This is a genomic window from Fusicatenibacter sp. (genome assembly GCF_977045365.1).
Window position 1 is genome coordinate 1 of the sequence record NZ_CDRRUH010000019.1, and the last position, 22,150, is coordinate 22,150.

Here is a 22,150-nt window from a genome sequence, read left to right on the forward strand (position 1 = left end):
CGCCGGAAATTGATCAGATTCTGCGGGAGAAAAAAGAATCCGCGTTCCAGATGGCGTACGAGAGCGGGGACGATCTCTACATACTGCGCGGCTACGGAAAGCAGAAAAGCGGAGGCTTTTCCATACAGATCGAAGAAGTATCGAAATCGGAGAATGCCGTTTTCGTGCGGACAAAACTCGTCGGACCTGCCGCAAAGGAGGAGCAGAAAGGCGCCGCCTCCTGCCCTTACGTCGTGCTGAAAACGAAAGCAGCGGCGGGAATCTCAGTCGTATTTGAGGATTAGAGTGGGAGGAGCCTTATGGATTTTGTAAAAAAGATTCTGCATCAGATCTGCAGAAAAAGCGAAGCCGTATCACAGATTACGTTTGATGAGGACTACAACGTGCCGGACGCACGGCCCGATGTGGGGCGGATGATTCAGAAAAAAGGCGAGGTGACGATCGGGGATGTGCAGATTTCGGAAGGAAAAGCGCGTGTATTCGGCGGCCTCACCTTTCATCTGCTGTACGTCTCCGACGGCGAACGGCGCCGGATCTGCCAGCTTTCCGGAGAGCTTCCGATTGACGAGACGATCCACCTCGATGGGCTGACCGGCGGCGACAAGGTCTGCATTACCTGGGAAGTGGAGGATCTGAACCTGCATCTCATCAACTCGCGGAAGCTGGGCGTGCGCGCGATCGTCACGCTGCACGCGTGGATCGAGGAACTGTGCGACCTCGCCGTGCCGATGGAAATCCGCGGGGAGAGCGATGTTGCGGTAAAAAGGCAGGAATACCGTGTGGTTGAGCTTGCAGTGCAGAAAAAGGATGTGCTGCGCGTCAAAAAGGAGCTTACGATTCCATCCGGCAAGCCGGAGCTGCATGAGATCCTCTGGCAGGATCTGGAAGTGCGCGGCCTCGATCTCCGCTCTGAGGAGGGGCGGGTCAGTGCGCAGGGAGAACTCTTTGTCTTCTGTCTGTACAGCGACGGCGAGGAGGATCACCCGCTGCAGTGGGTGGAGCAGGCGCTCCCGTTCCAGGCAGAAGTGGAATGCCAGGGATGCACCTCCGAGATGATCCCGCGGATCGAAAGCACACTCGGCCAGACCACACTCGAAATCCAGCCCGATTCCGACGGCGAGGAGCGGGTCCTGCAGGCAGAGGCCGTGCTCGAACTTGATATCTGTCTGTATCAGGAGGAGACAGTATCTTTGCTGCAGGATGTCTACCATCCGCACCGAGAATGCATTCCAAAAGTGCAGGAGGAGACTTTGGAGAGCCTTCTGATCCGCAACTCCTCCAAATGCCGCCTGACCGACAAACTGCAGATGCGCGTGCCGAAAAACAAAATTCTGCAGATCTGCCACAGCGACGGCAAAATTAAGATCGACGAGGAAAGAATCGTAGAAAACGGCATCGAAGTAACCGGCGTGGTGGAACTTGGGGCGCTCTATGTCGTGAGCGACGATGAAATGCCATTCTATGCCGCCGAAACCGCCATCCCCTTCCGCCACACCATCGAAGTCCCGGGAATCGGACCGGACTGCCGCTACGAACTCCAGTCCTCCATCGACCAGCTCTCCACAACCATGCCGGACAGCAGCGACATCGAAGCCAAAGTCGTACTGAACCTGAATGCCCTCGTCTTCCGTCGCAGAAAAGAAATGGTAATGCAGTACGTCGAAGAAAAAGACCGCGACCCAGAAGAACTCCAGAGCCTACCGGGAATCACCTGCTACTTCGTCAAGCCGGGGGATACACTGTGGAATATCGCGAAGAAATTCTATACGACAACGGAAAAAATTCGGGAACTGAACGACCTTAAAACCGAAAATCTTACGCCGATGCAGCAGCTTTTAGTAGAGCGGGTATAGTAGGAAAAGACAGCCTCCTGCCTTAAGAATGGAGCCGATTCATCAGGCAGGAAGCTGTCTTTTTGCGAGTTAACGAAATTACGAAATTTTGATATGAGAAGCCTTTAAATCAATCAGCCTTTGCGCATAGCCCGTAATTCGTGATATCTGCTCTGCGGTATAATCAGCAGAAAGATATTCTGAGAACGTGTCATCAGGCAGGAGCAGTTCAATGGCAAAGGTATCAGCTTCGGTTTCATATTCTGCCGTTTTTAAATGAGTTCTGGTATCCATAAAGATGGCATTTGCCTTTTTGTGGAGAAACAAATGCCCAAGTTCGTGTGCCAGAACCAGCGTGCGCTCCTGCTCGGAAAGAGTTTCATCGAGATAGATGATATGGTTTCTCTGAAAATACTGATAAAAACCACGGACTCCGCTTAAAGGAGCATCCACGAGAATCACATTCAGTCCACGGACAATTTCGAAAGGATTCCGTGACTGGAATCGGTGAGCGATCTGATTCGCTCTTTTTTTTATGTCCATAGACATCAGTCCTTTTTATATTTTTTCGGTGTGTATTTTTCTTTGTTCTTCTTTTTAGCGAGTTCCATACCGATCTGCATTGCCGAAAGAATGGAATCGATGGCTTCCGGGGAAGCGGGATCGCCGTCAAACATCAGCCCCTCCTGAGAAAGAAGCTGTTCTTTGGTACGGGCGAGAATTTTTTCGATATCCCGTTCATCACGAGAAGTCAGTACCGGATCTGGTGCAGATTCCTCTCCGTACATCAGATATTGCGGGGAAAGACTCAGATAGTCGGCAATTTTGGAAAGACGCTCAGCAGGGAAGGAGCCTTTTTTTAGCTGACCGACATAACCGTTGGAAAATCCAAGGTCTTTTTCCAGCTTCGATATTGGAATTTTCCTCTCTTTACAGATTTGCTTTACACGTTCTACGCAGTTCATAACATACCTCCAATAAAAAAATAGATAAAAGCCTAAAAAATGTATTGACAAAATAGATGATACCCTATATAATAAGATCAAATTTAGAGAAAAGCCTAAAATGAATAAGATTATATTTCTATATTAGAGTTTTCATAGAGAAAAGTCAATAGGTGATTATCTAAATTTAGAACTTTATCAGAAGCGCGCAGATAAAGCATTCACGAAACCAGAAACGATACAGGATGAAGAAAAAGGAGAAATTAAAATGAGTCATAAAACAGATCGCGTAATTGCGGAAATTTTACAGAAACGAGACCGTTTTACCAAAACCTTCCGAACAGAAAATCATGGCGGTGCAGCCGTCATTTACGGATACCCGGTTCATTATAAAGAAGGGGAAGCGTGGAAGGAAATCGACAACAGACTGGAAAAAACAGAAAGTGGTTATCAGAACCATGCCTCCCGGGTAAAAGTACATTTTGCAGAAAGCAGTAATACAATTGAAATGGTTACTATTGAAAAAACGGGAAGAAAACTGAGCTGGGGATTTCTGGCAGAAAAGCAGAAAAAACAGAACATCCGAAGCCAGGCGGCAGTACAGGCACAGAAGCGTGAAGCTGTATTTCAGCCGGAAAATCTCTATCCGACAGAAGAAGGAATGCAGAACAGAGCCGCAGTGCAGAAAACAGAAGAAAAAAGCGTGGAGCAGGAAAATCAGGAGAAAATGAGTGTTCCGGGTCTTGTGGCTACAGGACATTATGCCGAGATTGCAGAGGATGTAGATCTCGAATACAAAATTATCGGAGAACAGGTAAAAGAAAACCTGATCTTAAAATCGGTAGAAGCAACAGCTCTTGAATATTCGTTTTCCCTGCAGTTTCCGGGGATGATGATTGTCATTCGGGAAGACGGAGGAATTGACCTGATTGATGAAGAAACAGAAGAAGTTTTTTACTATTTTGCCCCACCGTGCATGTACGATGCAGCCGGAAATTATTCGGAACAGGTACACTATGAACTGGAAACCGATGCGGAACAGCATTGCAGTATTTTAAGCGTCGTACCGGATCAGAAATGGCTTCAGGACGAAAACCGAGTATATCCGGTTGTGATTGATCCATCGGCAGAAACCTCGAAAACAAATAAGGCAATTGACGATACATTTGTCAGAGAAAAAAGTCCGGACAGCGCGGTGGTAGCTTCTTATGGTTCTTTTACCGTAGGCCATAACCGGGAATATGGAAAATGCCGTTCTTTCCTGAAATTCACCAGTCTGCCTGCCATGGAGCCCGGAGCAGTCATCTACGATGCAAAAATCTATGTATGGCAGTACCGGTATTCTTCGGATAGCAACCAGCCGTTTTTCATTACTGCCCATAAAGTAACGGGAGGATGGAATCCGGGTTCAACCACATGGAACAATCAACCGGCATATCAGTCGAATGTACTGGATTACTGCAGTGTAAAGCAGGTACAGTCCGGAAACACAATTACCGTTACACCGTGCGGATTCAACGTGACAAAACTGGTGCGTGAGTGGTACAACACAGGGGTAAATCATGGAATTGTTATCACGGCACAGAATGAGACACCATATCAGGAAGCCGTTTTCATTTCTTCTGATTATCCATCCAATAACTCTTATGGAATTACTTCCGAGTATTTCCCGCAAGGAATCTTTTATTACCGTAGTACAACAGGACTCGAGGACTATTACAGCTACCATGAGCAGGATGCCGGACGCGCAGGCCATGGCTATGTTAATGACTTCAATGGAAACCTTGTATGGGTGCATGAAGATGCGTCAACCAGCGGTGGACTGCTGCCGATTCATATCCGTCATGTGTATAATCTGTCAGAACGGAGTAAAAACAACCGTATGGGAAAAGGCTGGAGAATGAACTTCATCCAGGAAATGGAAGCCACAGGAAACGCAAACTTCCCGTATGTCTACACAGATGGAGACGGAACCCGACATTACTTTTATAAAGACACAGCGGATGGAAATAAATTAAAGGATGAAGATGGCCTTGGATATGAGCTGACGCAGACAAGCTCCTCCAACGGAGATTCCTATTACATCATGAAGGACAAAAACGGCTGGGAATATGCGTTTGGTCAGGACAAATACATGCGGAGTATCAAGGATTCCAATGGAAATCTGCAGAAAGCGCAGTATGGCCCGTCCACAGCAGGAAACTATCTGGCATATCTGATTGATCCGACCGGTGCAAGAATGGATTTCGGATATGGAAAAAATAATAATCTGGGCAATCTGAATGCGAATGGAAGAAGCATTTATTTTACCTATGACAGTGCAGGACATCTGACCAGAATCAGTTATCCGGACAATAAAAATACGGAATTCTTCTACGATGGAGATATTCTGGTAAGCGTGCAGAATAATGATGGACGACAGATTTCATATAAATACCAGGACGACTGTGGTGTAAAACGAGTATCAGAAGTTTTTGAACACACAGGACCGCAGAACGGTCAGAGAATGAAGATTTCCTATCGAAATGGAAATACCACGGTGTTTGAAACACAGGGATTGGATGGAGAAATCAGTCTGACAGGTGATAACCGAAAGTTTACCTACCATTTTGACAATTTCGGCTGCCCGGCGGATGTGTCGGATGAAGACGGTGCTGCAAACAGTTATCAGTTCCTGCGAGAAGGAAGAAAGAATAACAAGCTGAGCAAAACAGGTACACTGCAGAAGGTTGTGATGAATCGGATGGAGCCAGAACCATATTTTGTACAGTGGGATAAGATTAAAACCGGAAGTGAAAATACGATCGCTGACTTAGATATTCCAGACGGATTTCCAGTTAAAAAATGCTGTATCATAAGTAAGAATACAGTAAACGGAAGAAATGGATTTTCAAAGAAGCAGGTTTTAGAGAAAGGAACGTATACTTTTTCTTGTTATGTTAAGGTTGAAAAATGCGTACCAGATCCGGAGAAAAAGCGTTCTGAATGCGGCGCCGGAATTTTACTTTCTTCTGGAAATACAGAGAAAATGGATCTGGTAAAAGAGGTGAAAGATACAGATTCGGATGAATGGACTCGTGTATCGGCAACTATTACGATTGCATCTCAGGCGGAGGTAACTACTGCGTTTTTCTTGGATAATATGCAGGGATGGGCTTATTTTTCCTGCTTCCAGCTAGAAAAATCGGCAGCGGCAAATAAATTCAATATGCTGCGGAATGCGTTTTTTGAAGAGGCATTTAATACAACCGGAGAAAATGGCTGGAAATTAAGCCAGGGAGAAAGCACAGACCAGATTGTGACAGATTCTGTCAAGGGAAAATGTGCAAGACTCCGCGGAAACCTGTCCAAAGACAAGAGTCTGATGCAGACGGTAAATGTGAGCGGAAAAGAAGGCGATGTATTTGTCTTCGGATGCAGTGTAAAAGCAGATGCCATTCCGGGAAGAACCTTCCGTGTTCGTGCAGTGGTTCAGTTTACCGACAAAACAACGACAGAGACAATTGTGAACTGCAACCCGTATGTAACAGAGTGGCAGTTTGTCAATGGCGTGATCCTGACAAGAAAAGATGGCTCCACTACGAATAAGACCTACGAATCCATTCAGATCTATCTCGAATACCAGAAGCAGCAGAACGATGCATTCTTTACCGGCTTACAGCTGATCCGTGACGATGCAGAAAGCTATGTATATGATACAAATGGAAATATTGTCAGTGCCAAGACAGCAGCGGAGCAGAATGCATTTACCTGCAACAAAACTGACCTGCTTTCAAAACTGATCAAAGTAACAGGTTCTTCATTTGAGTATGAGTATGATGGAAATAAAAATATGACGGCGGCAAGAAACTCCGAAGGAGTTCAGTACCGTTATACATATGATACCAAAGGAAATCCACAGAACGTAGTAATTCATCATGACCGGGTGAGCACGGCGGTAATGGCAGGAAAAAGCTATTTTATCCGTCAGCGAAAATCCGGAAAATATCTGGATGTCAACGGCGCAGTCGATGCAGATGGAACAGTAGTTCAGCAGTATGAATTTAAGGGGACAAATGCACAGAAATGGAAACTGGAGGATGCAGGAGAAGGCTATGTGATTCTGAAAGCATTTAACGGAACAGGAACCCGTGTGCTGGATATCGGAACGGATGCGAATGGATCAAAGACAGTATTAAATGTGTATGCGAACAAAGATTCACAGAAATTCCGAATGAAACCAGTAGGAGGTGGTGTGTACTTGATTACAAGTAAGCTTTCCAAAGATCAGAGAGCAATTGATCTTCTGAACGGAAAGATGGATAATTCTGTACAGCTGCAGATTTGGGATCAGTCGGAAGTGAATGTAAATCAGCAGTGGTATTTGGAACCGGCAGAGTATGAAGGAAAGAGTGACACACCGGTATCCGGAAAAGTTTATATGATGCGTCTGCGCCACAGCGGTCAGTATATGCGGGTAAATGGTACAGAAGCAGGTTCCAGAATTGTACAGGACCGCTATTGGGGCAGCGAATCTCAGATGTTCCTGTTGAATACAGATGGAAAAGGTGCATTTTTCCTGGAACCGGCAAATGCAGAAGGAAAAGCACTTTCTATGGCTTCAAATGGAACACTCACGCTGCAGGAAAAAGATGCTTCGGACAGCAAACAGAAATTTACTTTTGCGGCAAATGGAAAGAACTACTGTATCAAACAGGGAAACTTCTATCTTACAATGCCAAGTAATTCCTACAATGAAAATGCATGGATCAAAGGAGTTCAGCAGACAACGGCGGCGACCGATGCGCAGAAATTCATTTTAGAGGCATGCAGCGAACGCATGACGGCTCAGTATACCTACACGGCAACCGGCCGAAATGTAAAAACACTGACAGATGCCAGAGGATTTGTAACAACAAACGAATACGACAGCAAAGAACGTCTGTTGACGGGAGTTACCGATGCAAAAGGGAATAAGGTAACGTATACGTATGATACCAAGAATGACCTTCTGACCGGTGCAACGGCTTCTGATGGAACAAATACGGTAAAACTGGGTTATACGTATGATGAAGGTGACCGGTTAAAAACGATTGCCCACAATGGATTCGAATATACCTATGAATATGATTTCCTCGGAAACCAGACCAGAATTCTGGCAGGCGGAAATGCACTGGAAGAATACGATTACCTTCCGTCGGATGGCCCGCTCAGCGAAGTAAAGTATGCGACAGGAGAAGTGCTGAAAAACAGCTATGATAAGTACGAACAGATCGTGGAGCAGAAGTGGAATGGAACGACAGTCTTCCGAAATGTCTATGACGACTATGGAAATGTATTTTACCATGAGGATCTGGAAAACGACAGAAAGATTTTCTTTGACTATGACATGATCCAGAGAATGGCAGGATACCGCACAACAGATGGAGAAACGGCGCGTATTCAGTATGACAACAAGAACAGACGCACAGGCATGGTACATCAGATTGATGACAGCAAAATTTCAACATCATGCGTATTTGGAGAGATTGGAAAAGCACAGGCACCGGATGTGATTTATCAGATCAAGGTAAATGATGCAGTCAAAATTTCGTATACCTTTGATACGTTATGCCGCGTTACCAGAAAAACTATTCATCTGAAAGATAAAACGTATCCAGTTGACTATACTTTTGTACCGGGAAGAAAAGCGGGAATTACAACTTTACTTCTTAAAGAAATCAACAACAACGGAAAGAAACTGTCATTTACTTACGACGCAGTAGGAAATATTGTTACGATTTCCGAAAATGGTGTTCAGAAAGTAAAATATACGTATAATGCACTGAGTGAACTGACTCGTGTGGATTCTGCATGGGAAAATAAGAGTATTACGTATACCTACGATGCCGGAATGAATATGACGTCCAGAAAAGAGTATTCCTATACAACGGGAACACTGGGCAATGCGGTAAAGACAGATCTGTTTACCTACCGCACTTCAGGATGGAAAGATCAGCTTATTTCCTACAATGGCAGCAGTATTTCTTATGATGCAGTCGGAAATATCACAGCTTATCAGGGAAAAACACTGACCTGGTACAGAGGAAGCCTGCTGCATAGTCTGACCTTAAACGGAAAGAAAGCAGTTTACCATTACGATAGTGAAGGACACCGAATCCAGTGGAAAGACCTGAATGGTATAAGTCATAAGAACTACTGGTGCGGAAACAAACTGATGGGAACGAAGTATGGAGATGTACTGGTTCAGTTTGTTTATGGCGCGGATAAATCCCCGATGATGCTGAAAAAAGGAGAAAAAGAGTATTATTACTTGTACAACAGCCAGAATGATGTCATCGGACTGATTGACAGCGATGGAAAACAGGTAGTAAACTATTCTTACGATGCATGGGGAAAGCAGACTGGTCTGACCGATACCAGCGGAGAAAATATCGGAAAACTCAACCCATTCCGTTATCGTGCTTACTGCTATGATGACGATACCAAACTCTATGTCACCGCCAGCCGTTATTATGATCCGGAACTGTGCAGATTCCTTTGCGCAGACAACTTCGATGTTGTAATAGAGAAAATGTTCAGCATGAATGGAAAGAATCTTTATGTATATTGCTGCAACAATCCGGTGAATGCGGTAGATGAGGAAGGCAGTTTGGCGCAGGTAGTAGGGGCGATTGAAAAACTGCTTGAAACACCATATGGAAGATTTTTTGTATTTGGAGTAGTAGGAGCAGTTGTATATTGGATTCAATGTGAACTTAGCGGTGATGAGGTGACAAAAGAAGGATTGTGTGTAGCGGCAATTTCAGGTGGAATTGATGGAGCTTTTGAAGATCCAATGCTGTCGACGATGGTAGGCGTTATGGGAAGTGTCTATTTAGAGTATCATGAAACAAAGGATATTAAAAGAGCTATTGCAGCAGGAATTTATGATAGGATTGTGGCAATATTAACCCCAGAAACTTATAATGCTCATGTGAAAAATCAAACAGAGGAGATGGTACTGTCAGCCTTTTCAAAATTTTTTGAAACACCAATTTTGGAACATGGAAAAAGCGGTGTATTAGATGGTGTGTGTGGAAAACCTAATAATCAGAGAAAAAAGAGTGGATCCTCAGCTAAAAATAGCAACTCTAATACAAAAAAATCTGGAGGAAAACAAAAAAGATGGCAGAGTAATAAGCCTGCGATTTCCCGAAAAATGCAAAATATAGGACTTCCAGCACTCAGATAGAAAAGTTTTAAGATGCCTTTGCACGAGATAAAGTATCTTCGTGCAAAGGTAAAAGTTAAATTAGTAGGTGAAATATGAAGATAGGATATCGTAAATTTAATAAATATTTTAATATATTGGTATTTATGGGGTGCGGATACCTTATGCTGAATTTTTGGGAAGAGGGAAAAGGCCAAATTAGTTCCTATAACATGCAAGATAAAGCGTTTATGATATTTTGGTTTATGATTTATACTTTTGGTGCAGCAAATGGAATTATAAATGCTTTAACCAGTATTTACATTTATGAATGGGGAATGAAGATTTTATTTTGGGGCTATGGAAAAAGCGTAAGATGGGAAGAGTTCATTGATATACAAAAACGTAATAATCATTTTCTTTTTCAGATGTCAAAACGAGAAGTTTTTTTGAACTTCCCTTATAATAGTCGTTTTTCTGTTAATCTATCAAAAAAAAGAGATCCTAATTTGCTTTTGGCTGTGTATCATCCCTTCACCAGTTTTGTAATCTGTGATAAAACAGAAACAATGAGTGCAAATATTATCCCGCTCAGTGCCGACGAATTTTGTGACCTCCTTACTTCATACGGTGTCAAGTATACGGAAAGTAAATAAAGTATGAGAAGAGTGGAAGTGGCCGTAAGATCCCACGAATTACCAGCCACTTCCCTTTTTATACGTAAATTTGGAAAAAGAAAGAAGGAAATGCCAATGAAATCAATTTATTGCACGATCATTGCCGCAGCAGGCAGCTTTCTTACGGCACAGTTTGGAGGCTGGGATGCGGCGCTGGAAACGCTGGTCTGCTTCATGGCAATTGACTGGATCACAGGAGGCGTTCTGCTTCCTATCGTTTTTAAAAAGAGCCCGAAATCTGAAAACGGAACATTGGAGAGCCGTGCGGGATGGAAAGGACTTTGCAGAAAAGGTATGATGCTGTTCTTTGTGCTGATCGCGGAAAAACTGGATCAGCTCACACAGACCAATTACCTGCGGGATGCCGTCTGCATTGGATTTATTTTAAATGAAGCAGTTTCGATCCTGGAAAATGCAGGACTGATGGGAGTGAAAATTCCTGAGATTCTGCGGTCGAGGATTGATGTGCTGAGAAAGGAGGAGCAGAGCAAATGAGGATTGACAGAAGCTATTGCAGTAACCAGAATACCTGGCCGGAAAATCATCCGCAGTGTATTGTGGTACATAATACAGACAACTTTGCCGCCGGAGCCGATGCCCGCGCACATGCAAGAGCGCAGTACCAGGGAAATTTTCAGGATATGTCGGCGCATTATTACGTAGATGACGGAGAAATTGCTTATCAGGCTGCGCCGCACAGCAGAGGATGCTGGCATATCGGGAGAAATTATGGAAGTAAAAATCTGTTCGGCAGATATGGAAACCGGAACAGCATCGCAGTTGAGATGTGCGTGCAGAAAGGATATGATTACGAAACCGCATTTTTACATACAGTGGAACTGGTGAAAGACCTGATGAACGAGACAGGGATTCCGGCAGATGCAGTTTACCGGCATTACGACATCTGTAGCAAAAACTGCCCGTCCCAGATTCAGAAGCGGGGAGACTGGGAGCGGTTCCAGCGTCTGCTTCGAGAAACGGAAAACGGCGGTGGAAAAAGTGAATACAATCCCGGCATTTACCGTGTAACGGACCCGGCACTAAACATCCGCACAGGCCCCGGAGTAGAATACCCAGTGGTGGGAGTCATCAAAGACCAGGGAAGCTATACGATCACAGAAATCAGAAACAAAAGCTGGGGCAGACTGCTGTCGGGAGCGGGATGGATCAATTGCCATAAAGCATATTGTTTTTACGGAGGAAAGAGTGTAGAATAAATGCAGATAGTATGACGGATCTGGAGGAAAAACAGTTGCTTGACTGGATTAATGTTTTTAAAGTAAACCGGAAAATTAAATCCCGTCTCTGGCCGTGGATCAAGATTATTTTGAGTATTATTCTTTTCTTTGCGGTATTTTACGGGGATACGTATGTTCACATTCTGGATAAAACAAAGACGGGACGAATCGTGGAAGCACTGATTCTGGTTGTGTTTTCGTTTCTGGACTATCTGGTCTGCTTTATTTCCGTAGCTGAAATGGACTGCCTGAAGGACCGGCGGTACGCGGCGGCGAAAGAAAGCGGCGAATTTTATAAGGTTTCTGAAATAGAAAGCTCTCTGTTTAATTATGTACCGCGTACCTATACGATTTATTACCGGAGGGGTAGCAGAAGACTTACATTCGGTGTACGGACAAGAACGACAGGAAATCCGCTGGAAATGGGAGGCAGGGAATATTTCATAGGACCGACAGGAAAGCGGGAGCAGATTGTGAAAGACCTCGATGCGTTGATGAAAGAAGTAAAAAAATACGCAAGATTTGACAAAGTCCTGGTACAGACAGTGAACGGAGAACCGGTAAAGAGATGATGATGCCGGTTCTCCGTTGTTTTTTGTAAATGGATTGACAAGGAGAGAACTTGCCATACGAAGGGATGAACTTTCAGAAGTAATTGAAAAATACCAGATTGAGTTAAAAAAAGTAAAGTAAGAGAAGGTGAATAACGAGAAATGAAAATAAAAAGTTTTCTGCCATCCAAAATAATTGCATGTATGGAGTGCTTTGGGCTTTATGTGACATTAGTATATTTGTTTGTTGAACTAAAACCTGAAAAGCATGAAGCAGTCATTTACCTATGTTTTCTCTATGGGGTGATATGTCTCGGATTAACCGTGATATTCTATAATCTTCGAAGAGTATATTTTTATCGTGAAAAGTGTGTTCTTCATTTTGGAAAATATTCAAAAACAATTTCGTGGGATGAATTTGAAGTAAAACGAATCGTTCAGTTTAAAAAAGATACATGGCATGAAATTTGTTTTTCTTTATATCCAGGTATAGACGAGCATAACATGGATTATTTTCATCCGTTTACGATTGTTATAGTAACGTTGGAAGATGGTTATTATTGGGCTGACGGATTGTTTATGAAAAGTGAAGATATTGTTCCTGTTCTGGAAGATTATGGAATTCAATTTACAGAGAGAAAATAAGGAAGAGGGCAAACAGTAAACGGAGAACCATAAAGTGATGATGCCGGTTCTCCGTTTTTTTTTTTTTTTTTTTCTGTCACCTTTCCAGAAACTGATGCGCCCAGCGTCCCGCGTCCGTATTTTTGAGGTAGACGACATTCAGTTCGTGCGCCCCGGTGAGCGGGGGGCAGAAGAAGCGGCCGAAGCGGGGGTCGTCTTTGACGACGGCTTCGTAGACGAAGCTGATGCCGCAGTTTTCGCGGACGAGTTCTTTTAACAGTTTAAAGGAACTGATGCAGGCGCAGTCGGAGAAGGCGCTGACGTGGTAGCCGGACTGGGTGAGTTCGCGTTCGAGGATTTTCCGGGTGCCGGAGCCTTCTTCGCGGAGAATCAGGCGTTCGGAGAAGAGATCCGGGATGGGAATCTGTTTTCCGGCGAAGGGATGGATGGCGGCGCAGATGCCGAGATACGGTTCCTCGCGGAGCAGGAAAAAGTCATAGCGCTGCTTGTCAAAAAGTCCTTCCAGAACAACAAAATCGAGTTCGCCGTCTTCCAGCTTGGCAAGAAGATGCGCCGTGTTGTCAACGAGAAAGTGAAGCTGCTGATCTGGTTTGGCGAGAAAGCGGCGGATTTCCGGCAGCAGAATATAATCGCCGATGGATTTTGTTGCACCGATGCGGAGCAGGGTCTTTGAAGTTTCGTGAAGACGCGAAAGAAGCGTTTCCTCATTGTAGCGCAGGGAGAATGCATACTGCTCGAGAAGGTCGCCCTCGCGTGTCTTCTGCAGCCGCCGCGCCTGATACGTAAAGAGACGGACACCGTACTGCGCCTCGAGTGCCTGAATGTGCTTGCTGACGGCCGGCTGCGAGAGATGGAGCAGTTCCGCGGCGCGGCCGTAGTGCATGGTCTTGCAGAGGGTTAAAAAAGTTTCCAGTTTCTGATCCATAAAAACTCCTTTGTAAAATTCTCAATAACAAAATGGAATGAATACATTCTTGCTTATGCGTTTATTTTATCATGAAAGCATATTAAAATAAACGGGCAAAGAGAGAAAATGAAAAAGAAAACTGGAGGAAACGTATTGTGAAAAACGGAAAGAAACTGATTCCCGGAGCGGTGATGGCACTGGTGATTGCAGCTGCGGCGAAATTCCTGGAAAGCCTGGAAGAGAGCGCCGGTCTGCACTTTATCGGAGCTTCGGTCATCGCGATGTTTATCGGTATGATTGTAAATGCCTTCTACAAACCGAACAGCGTGACAGCGCCGGGAATTAAATTTACATCGAAAAAGATCCTGAAATTTGCGATTATTCTGCTCGGCGCGAGCCTGAATATCCGCACGGTGCTGACAGTCGGAAGATTTTCCCTCACGGTTATGGTCTTTACCCTGGCAACGTGCTTCGGTCTCGGCGCTCTGATCGGAAAAGCGCTCGGCCTGAACTGGAAAACAAGCAGCCTGATCAATGCCGGTACCGGTATCTGCGGCGGTTCTGCGATTGCAGCGATCGCGCCGGTCATCGAGGCGACCGATATGGATATCGCCTATGGCCTGTCCGCAACGTTTTTATTTGACACGATCATGATCGTCGTTTTCCCGATCCTCGGCCGCTGGATGGGCCTGTCAGATGCCGCTTTCGGTCTCTGGGCAGGAACCGCAGTCAACGATACTTCAAGCGTTGTTGCCACCGGCTACGCATTCAGCGAGGCAGCCGGTGATTTCGCGACGATGGTAAAACTGACGCGAACCCTCGCCATCATCCCAGCCGTCCTTGCATTCGCTGCCATCAACGTGCATCTGAAACGAAAAGCACAGGCAGAAGAAGGAACCGCCGTAAAGGTGAGCATCAAATCCATCTTCCCGTGGTTCATCTTAGGCTTCCTCGCCATGTCCGCCCTGACCTCATCAGGCCTCATCCCGGCAGGCGCAGCAGCCGTATTAAAAACGATCAGCAAATTCCTAATGGTAGCCGCTCTTGCGGCCATCGGCCTGAACACCGATTTCAAATCCCTCTGCCGCTCCGGTGCAAAGCCGATGCTGCACGGATTCATCATTTCGCTGCTGGTAGTCATTGTGGCGATCGCTGTTGAATTTGCTATCGGCATTGCGCCGCATGGGGTACTATAAAGGAACAGAGGATTAAAAATCCAGACATCTGTATAAGATGCCTGGATTTTTTGAAGTTGCGGGATAATTGAATCTCTTACATATTACTGCTTATGCGAGGGATTACAGATTCCCTTGCGGTTATAGACAAGATGGAGATAATAGCACGCCTGGAAGAGATACCGGATGGGTGTACGGAACAGATGTAGAATAATTGTGGAAGCAATGATTCTGGTTGTGAAGTCTTGGTACAGACAATCAATGGAGAACCGGTAAAGAAATGATGCCGGTTCTTCTTGCTTTTACGTAAAAATGCAGGTAAGATAAAAACAGCATGAGCGTAATACGCATGCGTGAAAACTCATCAACGGAGAAGGTATGAAAATGGAGGGAACCAAAGATGAATTATCTGAAGGAACGGGATGGTGACCTGTTCTCCAATGCGGATCTGAAACGGCTGATTGTGCCGCTTCTGATTGAACAGCTTCTTGCCATCGCAGTCGGCATGGCGGACTCAATTATGGTATCAAGTGTCGGCGAGGCGGCGGTGTCGAGTGTGTCGCTGATTGATACAATCTTTATTCTGCTGATCAACATGTTTACCGCGATTGCAACCGGCGGAGCCGTCGTGTGCGGCCAGTATATCGGAAAGAAGCGGCCACAGAAAGCATGTGAGGCAGCTGACCAGCTTCTGCTGGTGACAACGGCGCTGTCAGTTGTGATCATGGCGGCGGTCTATCTTTTAAAGCCGTTTATTCTGCATGTTGTGTTTGGAAACATTACGGCAGAGGTAGAAAGAAACTGCAATATTTATCTGATGATCGTAGCGGCTTCCATTCCGTTTCTGGCGGTTTACAACGGCTGTGCGGCCATTTTCCGCGCGCAGGGTGATTCGAAAACGCCGATGAAAATATCCATCGTTATGAACCTGATCAATATTTCGGGAAATGCGTTTCTGGTCTATGCGCTCAAATTCGGCGTGGACGGCGTTGCGATTCCGACGCTGCTTTCGCGTATGTATGCGGCTGTGGCAGCATTTGTTCTCGTACATAATAAGCGGTATCCGGTGCGGTGCTCTTATCCGGTGAAATTAAAACCGGATTTCCATATGCTGAAAAAAATCCTTGGCATCGGCATTCCGAACGGCCTCGAGAACAGTATGTTCCAGCTCGGCAAAATTATGGTCTTAAGTATGATCACACAGTTCGGAACAGCGTCGATCGCGGCAAATGCCGTGTCCAACACGATTGCTGTCTTCCAGACACTGCCCGGTATGGCGATCGGAAATGCAGTGCTGACCGTAAGCGCACAGTGCGCGGGAGCGGGAGACTATGAGCAGGTAAAATACTATGCGAAAAAGCTGCACATCATCATTTATGGCCTGATGATCGTCTGCTGTCTCGGTGTCATCGCGGCGCTTCCGGCAGTGCTTCACGTTTACAGTCTGTCTGCGGAGGCAACAGCCATGACGGAAGATATCATCGTTTACCATGGTATCTGCTGTATGGTAATCTGGCCAATTGCCTTCACCCTGCCGAATGTACTCCGCGCGTCCAATGATGTGGCATTTTGCATGATTCTCTCGATTCTTTCCATGTGGATCTGTCGAATCGGCATGAGCTATGTGCTCGGTGTGCGTATGGGATTCGGCGTATTCGGTGTATGGGTCGCCATGACGATGGACTGGGTTGTTCGTGCCATTTTCTTTGTCATTCGCTATCGAAGCGGGAAGTGGCAGCATCAGATGTGATGAAAAATACGGAATGTTTTGGGGAGAGAGAAAGAAAAAACGATACATCTGGAGGAAGCTGATTCCCGGAGCGGCGATCGCTGTTGAATTTGCTATCGCACGGGTTTGTCGTTTACTTCAAAAACGTTTTCAGAACCTGCAGCACCCCGTTCTCCCAGTACGGCGGGCAGGTGTGTTTTGCCGAGGCGATGACTTCCGCTCGGGCGTTGGAGACGGCGTAGCTTTCGCCGGCGTTCTGAAGCATCTCGATATCGTTCAGGTTGTCGCCGAAGCAGCAGACTTCGTCCGGGGTAAGGCCAAAGTAGCTCATCAGGAACGAGAGACCGGTCCACTTGCTGACACCGCGGGCGTTGCAGTCCAACCATTCCTTACCGGCGACAGCGAGTTTTGCCTGATGCTTCCACGCCGGGATGAAATTTGGGGAGCAAAGCTCTTCACAGGAGGTTGGATGGTAGATTGTGAATTTGATAATGTCCTCGTTTTCTACCTTCGACAGATCCGGCACTTCGCGGACATCGAAGCCGTAGGAGTCGCGGAGCCAGTGAAACATGCGGCTTCCGGCATCTTCGGCGAGACAGTAGTCCGGGGTAGCGGCGAAGCAGTCGCAGGACGGGAGTTCGTCGTGTACCATGCGGCACATGGATTTCCAGAGTGCCGTTTCCATCGGATATGTTTTCAAAATCTTTTCCGGTGTGCGCACGACAGTTCCGCCATCGGAGATGTAGAGCAGGCGGTCCTTGATCGGAGCGAAAAGCTTCTGCTCACTGGAAAACTGGCGGCCGGAACAGACAACAAAATGGATGCCCTGGTCGACAAGCCTGGAAACAACAGTCATATATTCCGGGTCGATCAGAAGTGTGCCGTCTTTGACGAGCGTTCCATCGACATCGGTTGCAATCAACTTTATCATAATAGAAAATCTCCTTATCTTGTCACAGAAAAAATTCAAACTATAGCAAGACCAGAAAATAACGCAAAAAAGGCAGTGCTGAATTTTTTGCATTATTTTCTGGTCTTGCTATAAACATGATTATATCGTGAATTGCTTCGGGGTGCAAGCCGGAACCGGAGGAACGCAAAACTCCACGTTGACGAAACGCAGAAATAAGGCGTAAAATAAAGAAAAATATATATCCACAGGGGGATTTTTATTATGGCATTTATTCAGGTAAGCTTCATGTCAAAAACTTTAATGCGCACCGTACCGCTGCAGGTTATTCTGCCGGTCGACAAATTTACCTTTGGGCAGCCGGAGCGCGAGGAAAAACCGTTTAAAACGCTGTATTTGCTTCACGGCATTTTTGGAAATGAGACAGACTGGGTTCATGGAACCAGAATCCAAAGATGGGCAGAGGAGAAAAACCTTGCCGTTGTCATGCCGGCCGGCGAGAATGCGTTTTATGTGGATCAGCCGTCCATCGGTGCCATGCACGGACAGTTTATCGGAGAAGAACTGGTTGAGATTACAAGAAAAATGTTTCCGCTGTCCAGAAAAAGAGAAGACACCTTTATCGGAGGCCTTTCCATGGGTGGTTTTGGCGCACTCAGAAATGGCCTGAAATATCACGATACCTTCGGGGCTGTGATCTGCCTGTCCGGTGCACTTCATGTGCTGGAAAATCCGGAAGAGAGCAGAGCGGACAGCTTTGCACATGAAGAAGGTTATTTCGGAAATCTGGTCGAAGCAGCAAAGAGTGACAAAAACCCGGCTGTTCTTATCGAGCAGTTAAAGGAAGCACGGAAAAAAGATCCGTCTGTCAATGTGCCGACCGTATTCCAGGCGTGCGGAACAGAGGACGGACTTCTGGAAGTAAACCGTCTCTACCATAAACGGATGGAAGAGAGCGGCATGGACATTGTCTACTATGAGAGCAAGGGTGGCCATGAATGGGATTTCTGGGATGAGTGGATCAAAAAGGCACTGGACTGGCTGCCACTTGAGGAAAAGACGGAAGGTCTGAACAGCGGAAACGTAAATGTTTAAAGGAAAAAGGGAGACAGGCAATGCCAGAAACGAGAAATGACGAATTGTACCGTGCGTTAAAACACAACGGTTACCCGGACGACTTCTGCCGGGAAATTGCATACCGCCAGATGAACACCGATTTTACCGCCACGCGGATGCTCGGCTATCTCTACCGCGTCACAAGCCCGCGCGCCGAGGACGTTGTCGATGAGATGCTGGCTATCCTGAGTGACCGCAAAGCATGGATTGAGAAAAAACAGTCTGAGGAAGCCCAGGCGGCAATCAGCAGAATGTACCGGGAAGGCCTGTAACCTGGGCGGGCGTTTATGCAGAAAAAGCAGAAGGAACGGGCTTGCATTCTTTTCCGGTTTCTGCTACAATCAGTGCAGTGAAAAAGCGACGAAAAGAAACAGTAGCGACAGAGCGCATTCAGAGAGAAAGCGGCAGGTGAAAGCTTTTTGCAGAATCTATCGTGAACCGGTCTTGGAGCTGTGCACCGAAGAGAAGAAAATCCATCAGGGAAAATTTATTTCGTAGGCTGCACCGGGATCTCCCGTTACAGAGAAGGTACAGAGAGCAGAGATCACGCGTATTACAAAATACAAAAATCGTGGGGTCAAATGCTCTGTGTCAGAGTGCAGGAGTTTTCCTGAATTTAGGTGGTACCGCGGATAAAAAAATTCGCCCTAAACTGCAGCTTGCGGTTTAGGGCTTTTTTCTGTTTGAAAATGAAGCATCGCATTCTCGTTACTTCAGTGATGAGTTAGATGCGTAAAATGTTGACTAAAAGCTTAAAATCGGACAGGCTGGAATGTTCTCGCGTCTGGAAGACTTCAGATGTTGAAAACCCAAAGAATAAGGAGGAAATCAGAAAATGAAACTTGAAAAATTAGTAGGAGAGCGCTTCAAAGAAAGACCTGCTGACTGTGTCATCGACAGCCATGCTATTATGGTAAAAGGCGGATACATCAAATATATGGCAAACGGAATCTATTCTTCCTATCTGCCGCTGCGCCGCATTGTGCGCAAAATCGAGCAGATCCTGCGCGAGGAAATGGACAAAATCGACGGCCAGGAAGTGCAGTTCCCGGTTGTCATGCCGGCTTCTCTGTGGGATGAGTCCGGCCGTTACGATAGCATCGGCGATGAACTGCTGCGTTTCACCGACCGCAACAATGCCAAAATGGTACTCGGCATGACCCACGAGGAGGCAGCCGTACACCTTGTACGCGAGTATGCACAGAGCTACACCAAATATCCGTTTATGATCTATCAGATCCAGACAAAATTCCGTGATGAGGCCCGTCCGAGAGCCGGACTGATCCGTGTGCGTGAGTTTACGATGAAGGATGCTTACTCCTTCCATACCAGCCAGGAAGATCTGGAGCAGTATTACGAGAAATGCCACGCAGCATACGAGCGCATCTTCGAGCGTGTCGGCGTGCCGGAGGTGGTATCTGTCAAATCCGATTCCGGTATGATGGGCGGAAATATCTCCCACGAGTTCATGCTTCTGACTCCGGTCGGAGAGGATTCCATCGTTCTGTGTGATTCCTGCGATTACAGAGCCAACATGGAAGCAGCTGAGAACATTTCCGACATCGCAAGAGACGCAGAATCCGCTGCACTCGAAAAGGTTTATACACCGAACGTCCACACCATTGAAGACGTCTGCAATTTCTTCGGAGACGAGACAAAGAACTCCTGCAAAGCCGTTGTTTATCAGCAGAATGTTGATGATAAATACGTTGTCCTTTTCATCCGCGGTGATCTCGAAGTCAACGAGACGAAGCTGGTCAACTTCCTCGGCGAGCAGGTTCACGCAGCCGTGATCACCGAAGAATGCGGACTGAACGCAGGCTATATCGGACCTGTGGACCTGAAGGTGAACGGAGATGCCGTTGTTCTCTATGATAAATCCCTCGAGGGAAGAAACAACCTTTCCTGCGGAGCCAACGAGGCAGAGCATCATTACAAAGGACTCGACATGGAGCGCGACGTTCCGAATGCCGAGTATCACGATTTTGCAAAAATCCAGGAGGGCGGCATCTGCCCGAAATGCGGCAAAAAGACCGTAAAGATCTCCAGAGGTATCGAGGTCGGAAACATTTTCCAGCTTGGAACCAAATATACAAAATCCATGAATATGACCTATGTCGATGCAAACGGCGAGAGCAAGACCCCGATCATGGGATGCTACGGTATCGGTGTCGGCCGTCTGGCAGCATCGGTCTGCGAGGCACATCACGATGAGTACGGCCCGATCTGGCCGAAAGCTATCGCTCCGTGGCAGGTACACCTCTGTGCGGTCCGCGTCGATGACGAGGAAGTAAGAGCATACGCGGACAAGCTGTACGAGGATCTGCAGAACGCAGGCATCGAAGTGATCTACGACGACAGAAGCGTCAGAGCCGGCGTAATGTTTGCCGATGCCGACCTGCTCGGTATTCCGCTTCGCATCATCGTAAGCCCGAAAAATATGAAACAGGGCGTTGTCGAGGTTGCATCCCGCGATAAGACTCTGAAAACACAGATTCCGCTGGAAAATGTGATGGAAGAGATTAAACAGTATCTGTAATGATTCAGAACCATGCGAAAGGGAAGAAAAATCGCGATGGGGTTCGGAAGAAGTTCGACAGGAGAAAACACGATATGGAACTCTGGGATATCTATGATGAAAACAAACAGCCGACCGGCCGCACGATGAAGCGGAATGACTGGCATATGAAGCCGGACGAGTTTCACCTGACGGTGCTCGGCGTAATCGCAAGACCGGACGGAACCTTCCTTATCACAAAACGTGTCATGACGAAAGCCTGGGCACCGGGCTGGTGGGAGGTTTCCGGCGGCGCGGCACAGGCAGGAGAGAGCTCGTTGGAGGCCGTGCGCCGTGAGGTCAGAGAGGAAACCGGACTCGATGTGAGCAAGGCAGACGGCGGCTACCTCTTCACTTACCGGCGTATCAACCCGGATGAGGGAGACAACTACTTTGTCGATGTCTATCGCTTCGTGATGGATGTCAAAGACGAGGATCTTCACCTTCAGGAGGAAGAAACGGACGGCTACCGTTTTGCTACGCTGGACGAAATCAAAGGATACGCCGCAGAAGGCAAATTCCTGCATTACGACAGCATCTGCCAGGCATTTGAACTGTAACAGAAAAATAAGATAAGAAAAACGCGTTCCCGCCGGAAACCACAGGGGTTTCCGAAAACGGGAACGCGTTTTTGTAATTTACAGGATTCTTTCTTGCCGTAGGCATGCCTGAAAAGGGCTTTTCGTAAGCGCGTAAGC

Annotated in this window: 18 protein-coding genes and 1 other annotated feature; of the genes, 14 read left to right on the top strand and 4 right to left on the bottom strand. The window is 46.5% G+C overall.

The genetic code is table 11. From position 1 onward, the window contains the following. Together ACY2VW_RS06150 and ACY2VW_RS06155 are read left to right on the top strand one after the other, a co-directional pair. Window positions 1–284, top strand: a 284-nt coding sequence (locus ACY2VW_RS06150) for a protease complex subunit PrcB family protein (RefSeq protein WP_461877431.1), incomplete at its 5' end; no start/stop codon positions are given. Between the two features lie 15 nt (window positions 285–299). Then, window positions 300–1,853, top strand: coding sequence for a DUF3794 and LysM peptidoglycan-binding domain-containing protein (locus ACY2VW_RS06155; protein ID WP_461877433.1), 1,554 nt, complete (start codon window positions 300–302; stop codon window positions 1,851–1,853). A gap of 78 nt (window positions 1,854–1,931) precedes the next feature. On the opposite strand, the gene ACY2VW_RS06160 is transcribed toward ACY2VW_RS06155, so the two are convergent. After that, complete coding sequence (locus ACY2VW_RS06160; RefSeq protein WP_461873745.1) at window positions 1,932–2,375, bottom strand: ImmA/IrrE family metallo-endopeptidase; 444 nt, start codon at window positions 2,373–2,375, stop codon at window positions 1,932–1,934. Between the two features lie 5 nt (window positions 2,376–2,380). Next, entirely contained in the window at window positions 2,381–2,797 is a 417-nt protein-coding gene (locus tag ACY2VW_RS06165) for a helix-turn-helix domain-containing protein (protein WP_461873744.1), read from the bottom strand. A gap of 247 nt (window positions 2,798–3,044) precedes the next feature. Here ACY2VW_RS06165 and ACY2VW_RS06170 point away from each other — a divergent pair, with 247 nt between their 5' ends. From ACY2VW_RS06170 to ACY2VW_RS06195, 6 genes are all read left to right on the top strand, one after another. Then, window positions 3,045–9,989 carry a DNRLRE domain-containing protein gene (locus ACY2VW_RS06170; RefSeq protein ID WP_461877435.1) on the top strand — a complete coding sequence of 2,315 codons (6,945 nt, stop codon included), beginning with the start codon at window positions 3,045–3,047 and terminating at the stop codon, window positions 9,987–9,989. A 74-nt stretch (window positions 9,990–10,063) separates the two neighbouring features. Next, on the top strand, window positions 10,064–10,603 hold the full coding sequence (locus tag ACY2VW_RS06175; protein WP_461877437.1) for a hypothetical protein: 540 nt from the start codon (window positions 10,064–10,066) through the stop codon (window positions 10,601–10,603). A 96-nt stretch (window positions 10,604–10,699) separates the two neighbouring features. Continuing rightward, window positions 10,700–11,119 carry a phage holin family protein gene (locus tag ACY2VW_RS06180; protein WP_461877438.1) on the top strand — a complete coding sequence of 140 codons (420 nt, stop codon included), beginning with the start codon at window positions 10,700–10,702 and terminating at the stop codon, window positions 11,117–11,119. Beyond that, window positions 11,116–11,841: an N-acetylmuramoyl-L-alanine amidase gene (locus tag ACY2VW_RS06185; protein WP_461877440.1), complete on the top strand. Its 726-nt coding sequence runs from the start codon at window positions 11,116–11,118 to the stop codon at window positions 11,839–11,841. The genes ACY2VW_RS06180 and ACY2VW_RS06185 overlap by 4 nt, the downstream gene beginning before the upstream one ends. 35 nt (window positions 11,842–11,876) lie before the next feature. Beyond that, window positions 11,877–12,434, top strand: coding sequence for a hypothetical protein (locus ACY2VW_RS06190; RefSeq protein WP_117814136.1), 558 nt, complete (start codon window positions 11,877–11,879; stop codon window positions 12,432–12,434). Between the two features lie 141 nt (window positions 12,435–12,575). After that, window positions 12,576–13,058, top strand: coding sequence for a hypothetical protein (locus ACY2VW_RS06195; RefSeq protein WP_461877442.1), 483 nt, complete (start codon window positions 12,576–12,578; stop codon window positions 13,056–13,058). 76 nt (window positions 13,059–13,134) lie between these two features. Here the strand turns inward: ACY2VW_RS06195 and ACY2VW_RS06200 are convergent, their stop codons facing one another. Beyond that, window positions 13,135–13,983 (bottom strand): LysR substrate-binding domain-containing protein, encoded by an 849-nt coding sequence (locus tag ACY2VW_RS06200; RefSeq protein WP_461877443.1) that lies wholly within the window; start codon window positions 13,981–13,983, stop codon window positions 13,135–13,137. Between the two features lie 137 nt (window positions 13,984–14,120). Here ACY2VW_RS06200 and ACY2VW_RS06205 point away from each other — a divergent pair, with 137 nt between their 5' ends. Together ACY2VW_RS06205 and ACY2VW_RS06210 are read left to right on the top strand one after the other, a co-directional pair. Then, window positions 14,121–15,161 carry a YeiH family protein gene (locus ACY2VW_RS06205; RefSeq protein WP_461877445.1) on the top strand — a complete coding sequence of 347 codons (1,041 nt, stop codon included), beginning with the start codon at window positions 14,121–14,123 and terminating at the stop codon, window positions 15,159–15,161. A gap of 379 nt (window positions 15,162–15,540) precedes the next feature. After that, window positions 15,541–16,890 carry an MATE family efflux transporter gene (locus ACY2VW_RS06210; RefSeq protein ID WP_461877446.1) on the top strand — a complete coding sequence of 450 codons (1,350 nt, stop codon included), beginning with the start codon at window positions 15,541–15,543 and terminating at the stop codon, window positions 16,888–16,890. A gap of 112 nt (window positions 16,891–17,002) precedes the next feature. Here the strand turns inward: ACY2VW_RS06210 and ACY2VW_RS06215 are convergent, their stop codons facing one another. Then, entirely contained in the window at window positions 17,003–17,800 is a 798-nt protein-coding gene (locus ACY2VW_RS06215) for a Cof-type HAD-IIB family hydrolase (protein ID WP_461877448.1), read from the bottom strand. Window positions 17,801–18,043: 243 nt separating this feature from the next. Between ACY2VW_RS06215 and ACY2VW_RS06220 the strand changes: the two genes are divergently transcribed. The 4 genes from ACY2VW_RS06220 (at window position 18,044) to ACY2VW_RS06235 (ending at window position 22,012) form a co-directional block, all read left to right on the top strand. Beyond that, the gene (locus ACY2VW_RS06220; protein WP_055219937.1) at window positions 18,044–18,874 is read left to right on the top strand and encodes an alpha/beta hydrolase; all 831 of its coding nucleotides are present in this window, start codon (window positions 18,044–18,046) and stop codon (window positions 18,872–18,874) included. A 20-nt stretch (window positions 18,875–18,894) separates the two neighbouring features. After that, window positions 18,895–19,167 carry a hypothetical protein gene (locus ACY2VW_RS06225; RefSeq protein ID WP_022461797.1) on the top strand — a complete coding sequence of 91 codons (273 nt, stop codon included), beginning with the start codon at window positions 18,895–18,897 and terminating at the stop codon, window positions 19,165–19,167. Between the two features lie 79 nt (window positions 19,168–19,246). Next, window positions 19,247–19,548, top strand: a binding site (T-box leader). A 182-nt stretch (window positions 19,549–19,730) separates the two neighbouring features. Continuing rightward, the gene (locus ACY2VW_RS06230; protein WP_117802373.1) at window positions 19,731–21,434 is read left to right on the top strand and encodes a proline--tRNA ligase; all 1,704 of its coding nucleotides are present in this window, start codon (window positions 19,731–19,733) and stop codon (window positions 21,432–21,434) included. A 74-nt stretch (window positions 21,435–21,508) separates the two neighbouring features. Next, window positions 21,509–22,012, top strand: a complete 504-nt coding sequence (locus ACY2VW_RS06235; protein ID WP_117509862.1) for an NUDIX hydrolase — start codon at window positions 21,509–21,511, stop codon at window positions 22,010–22,012. Window positions 22,013–22,150 lie beyond the last annotated feature (138 nt).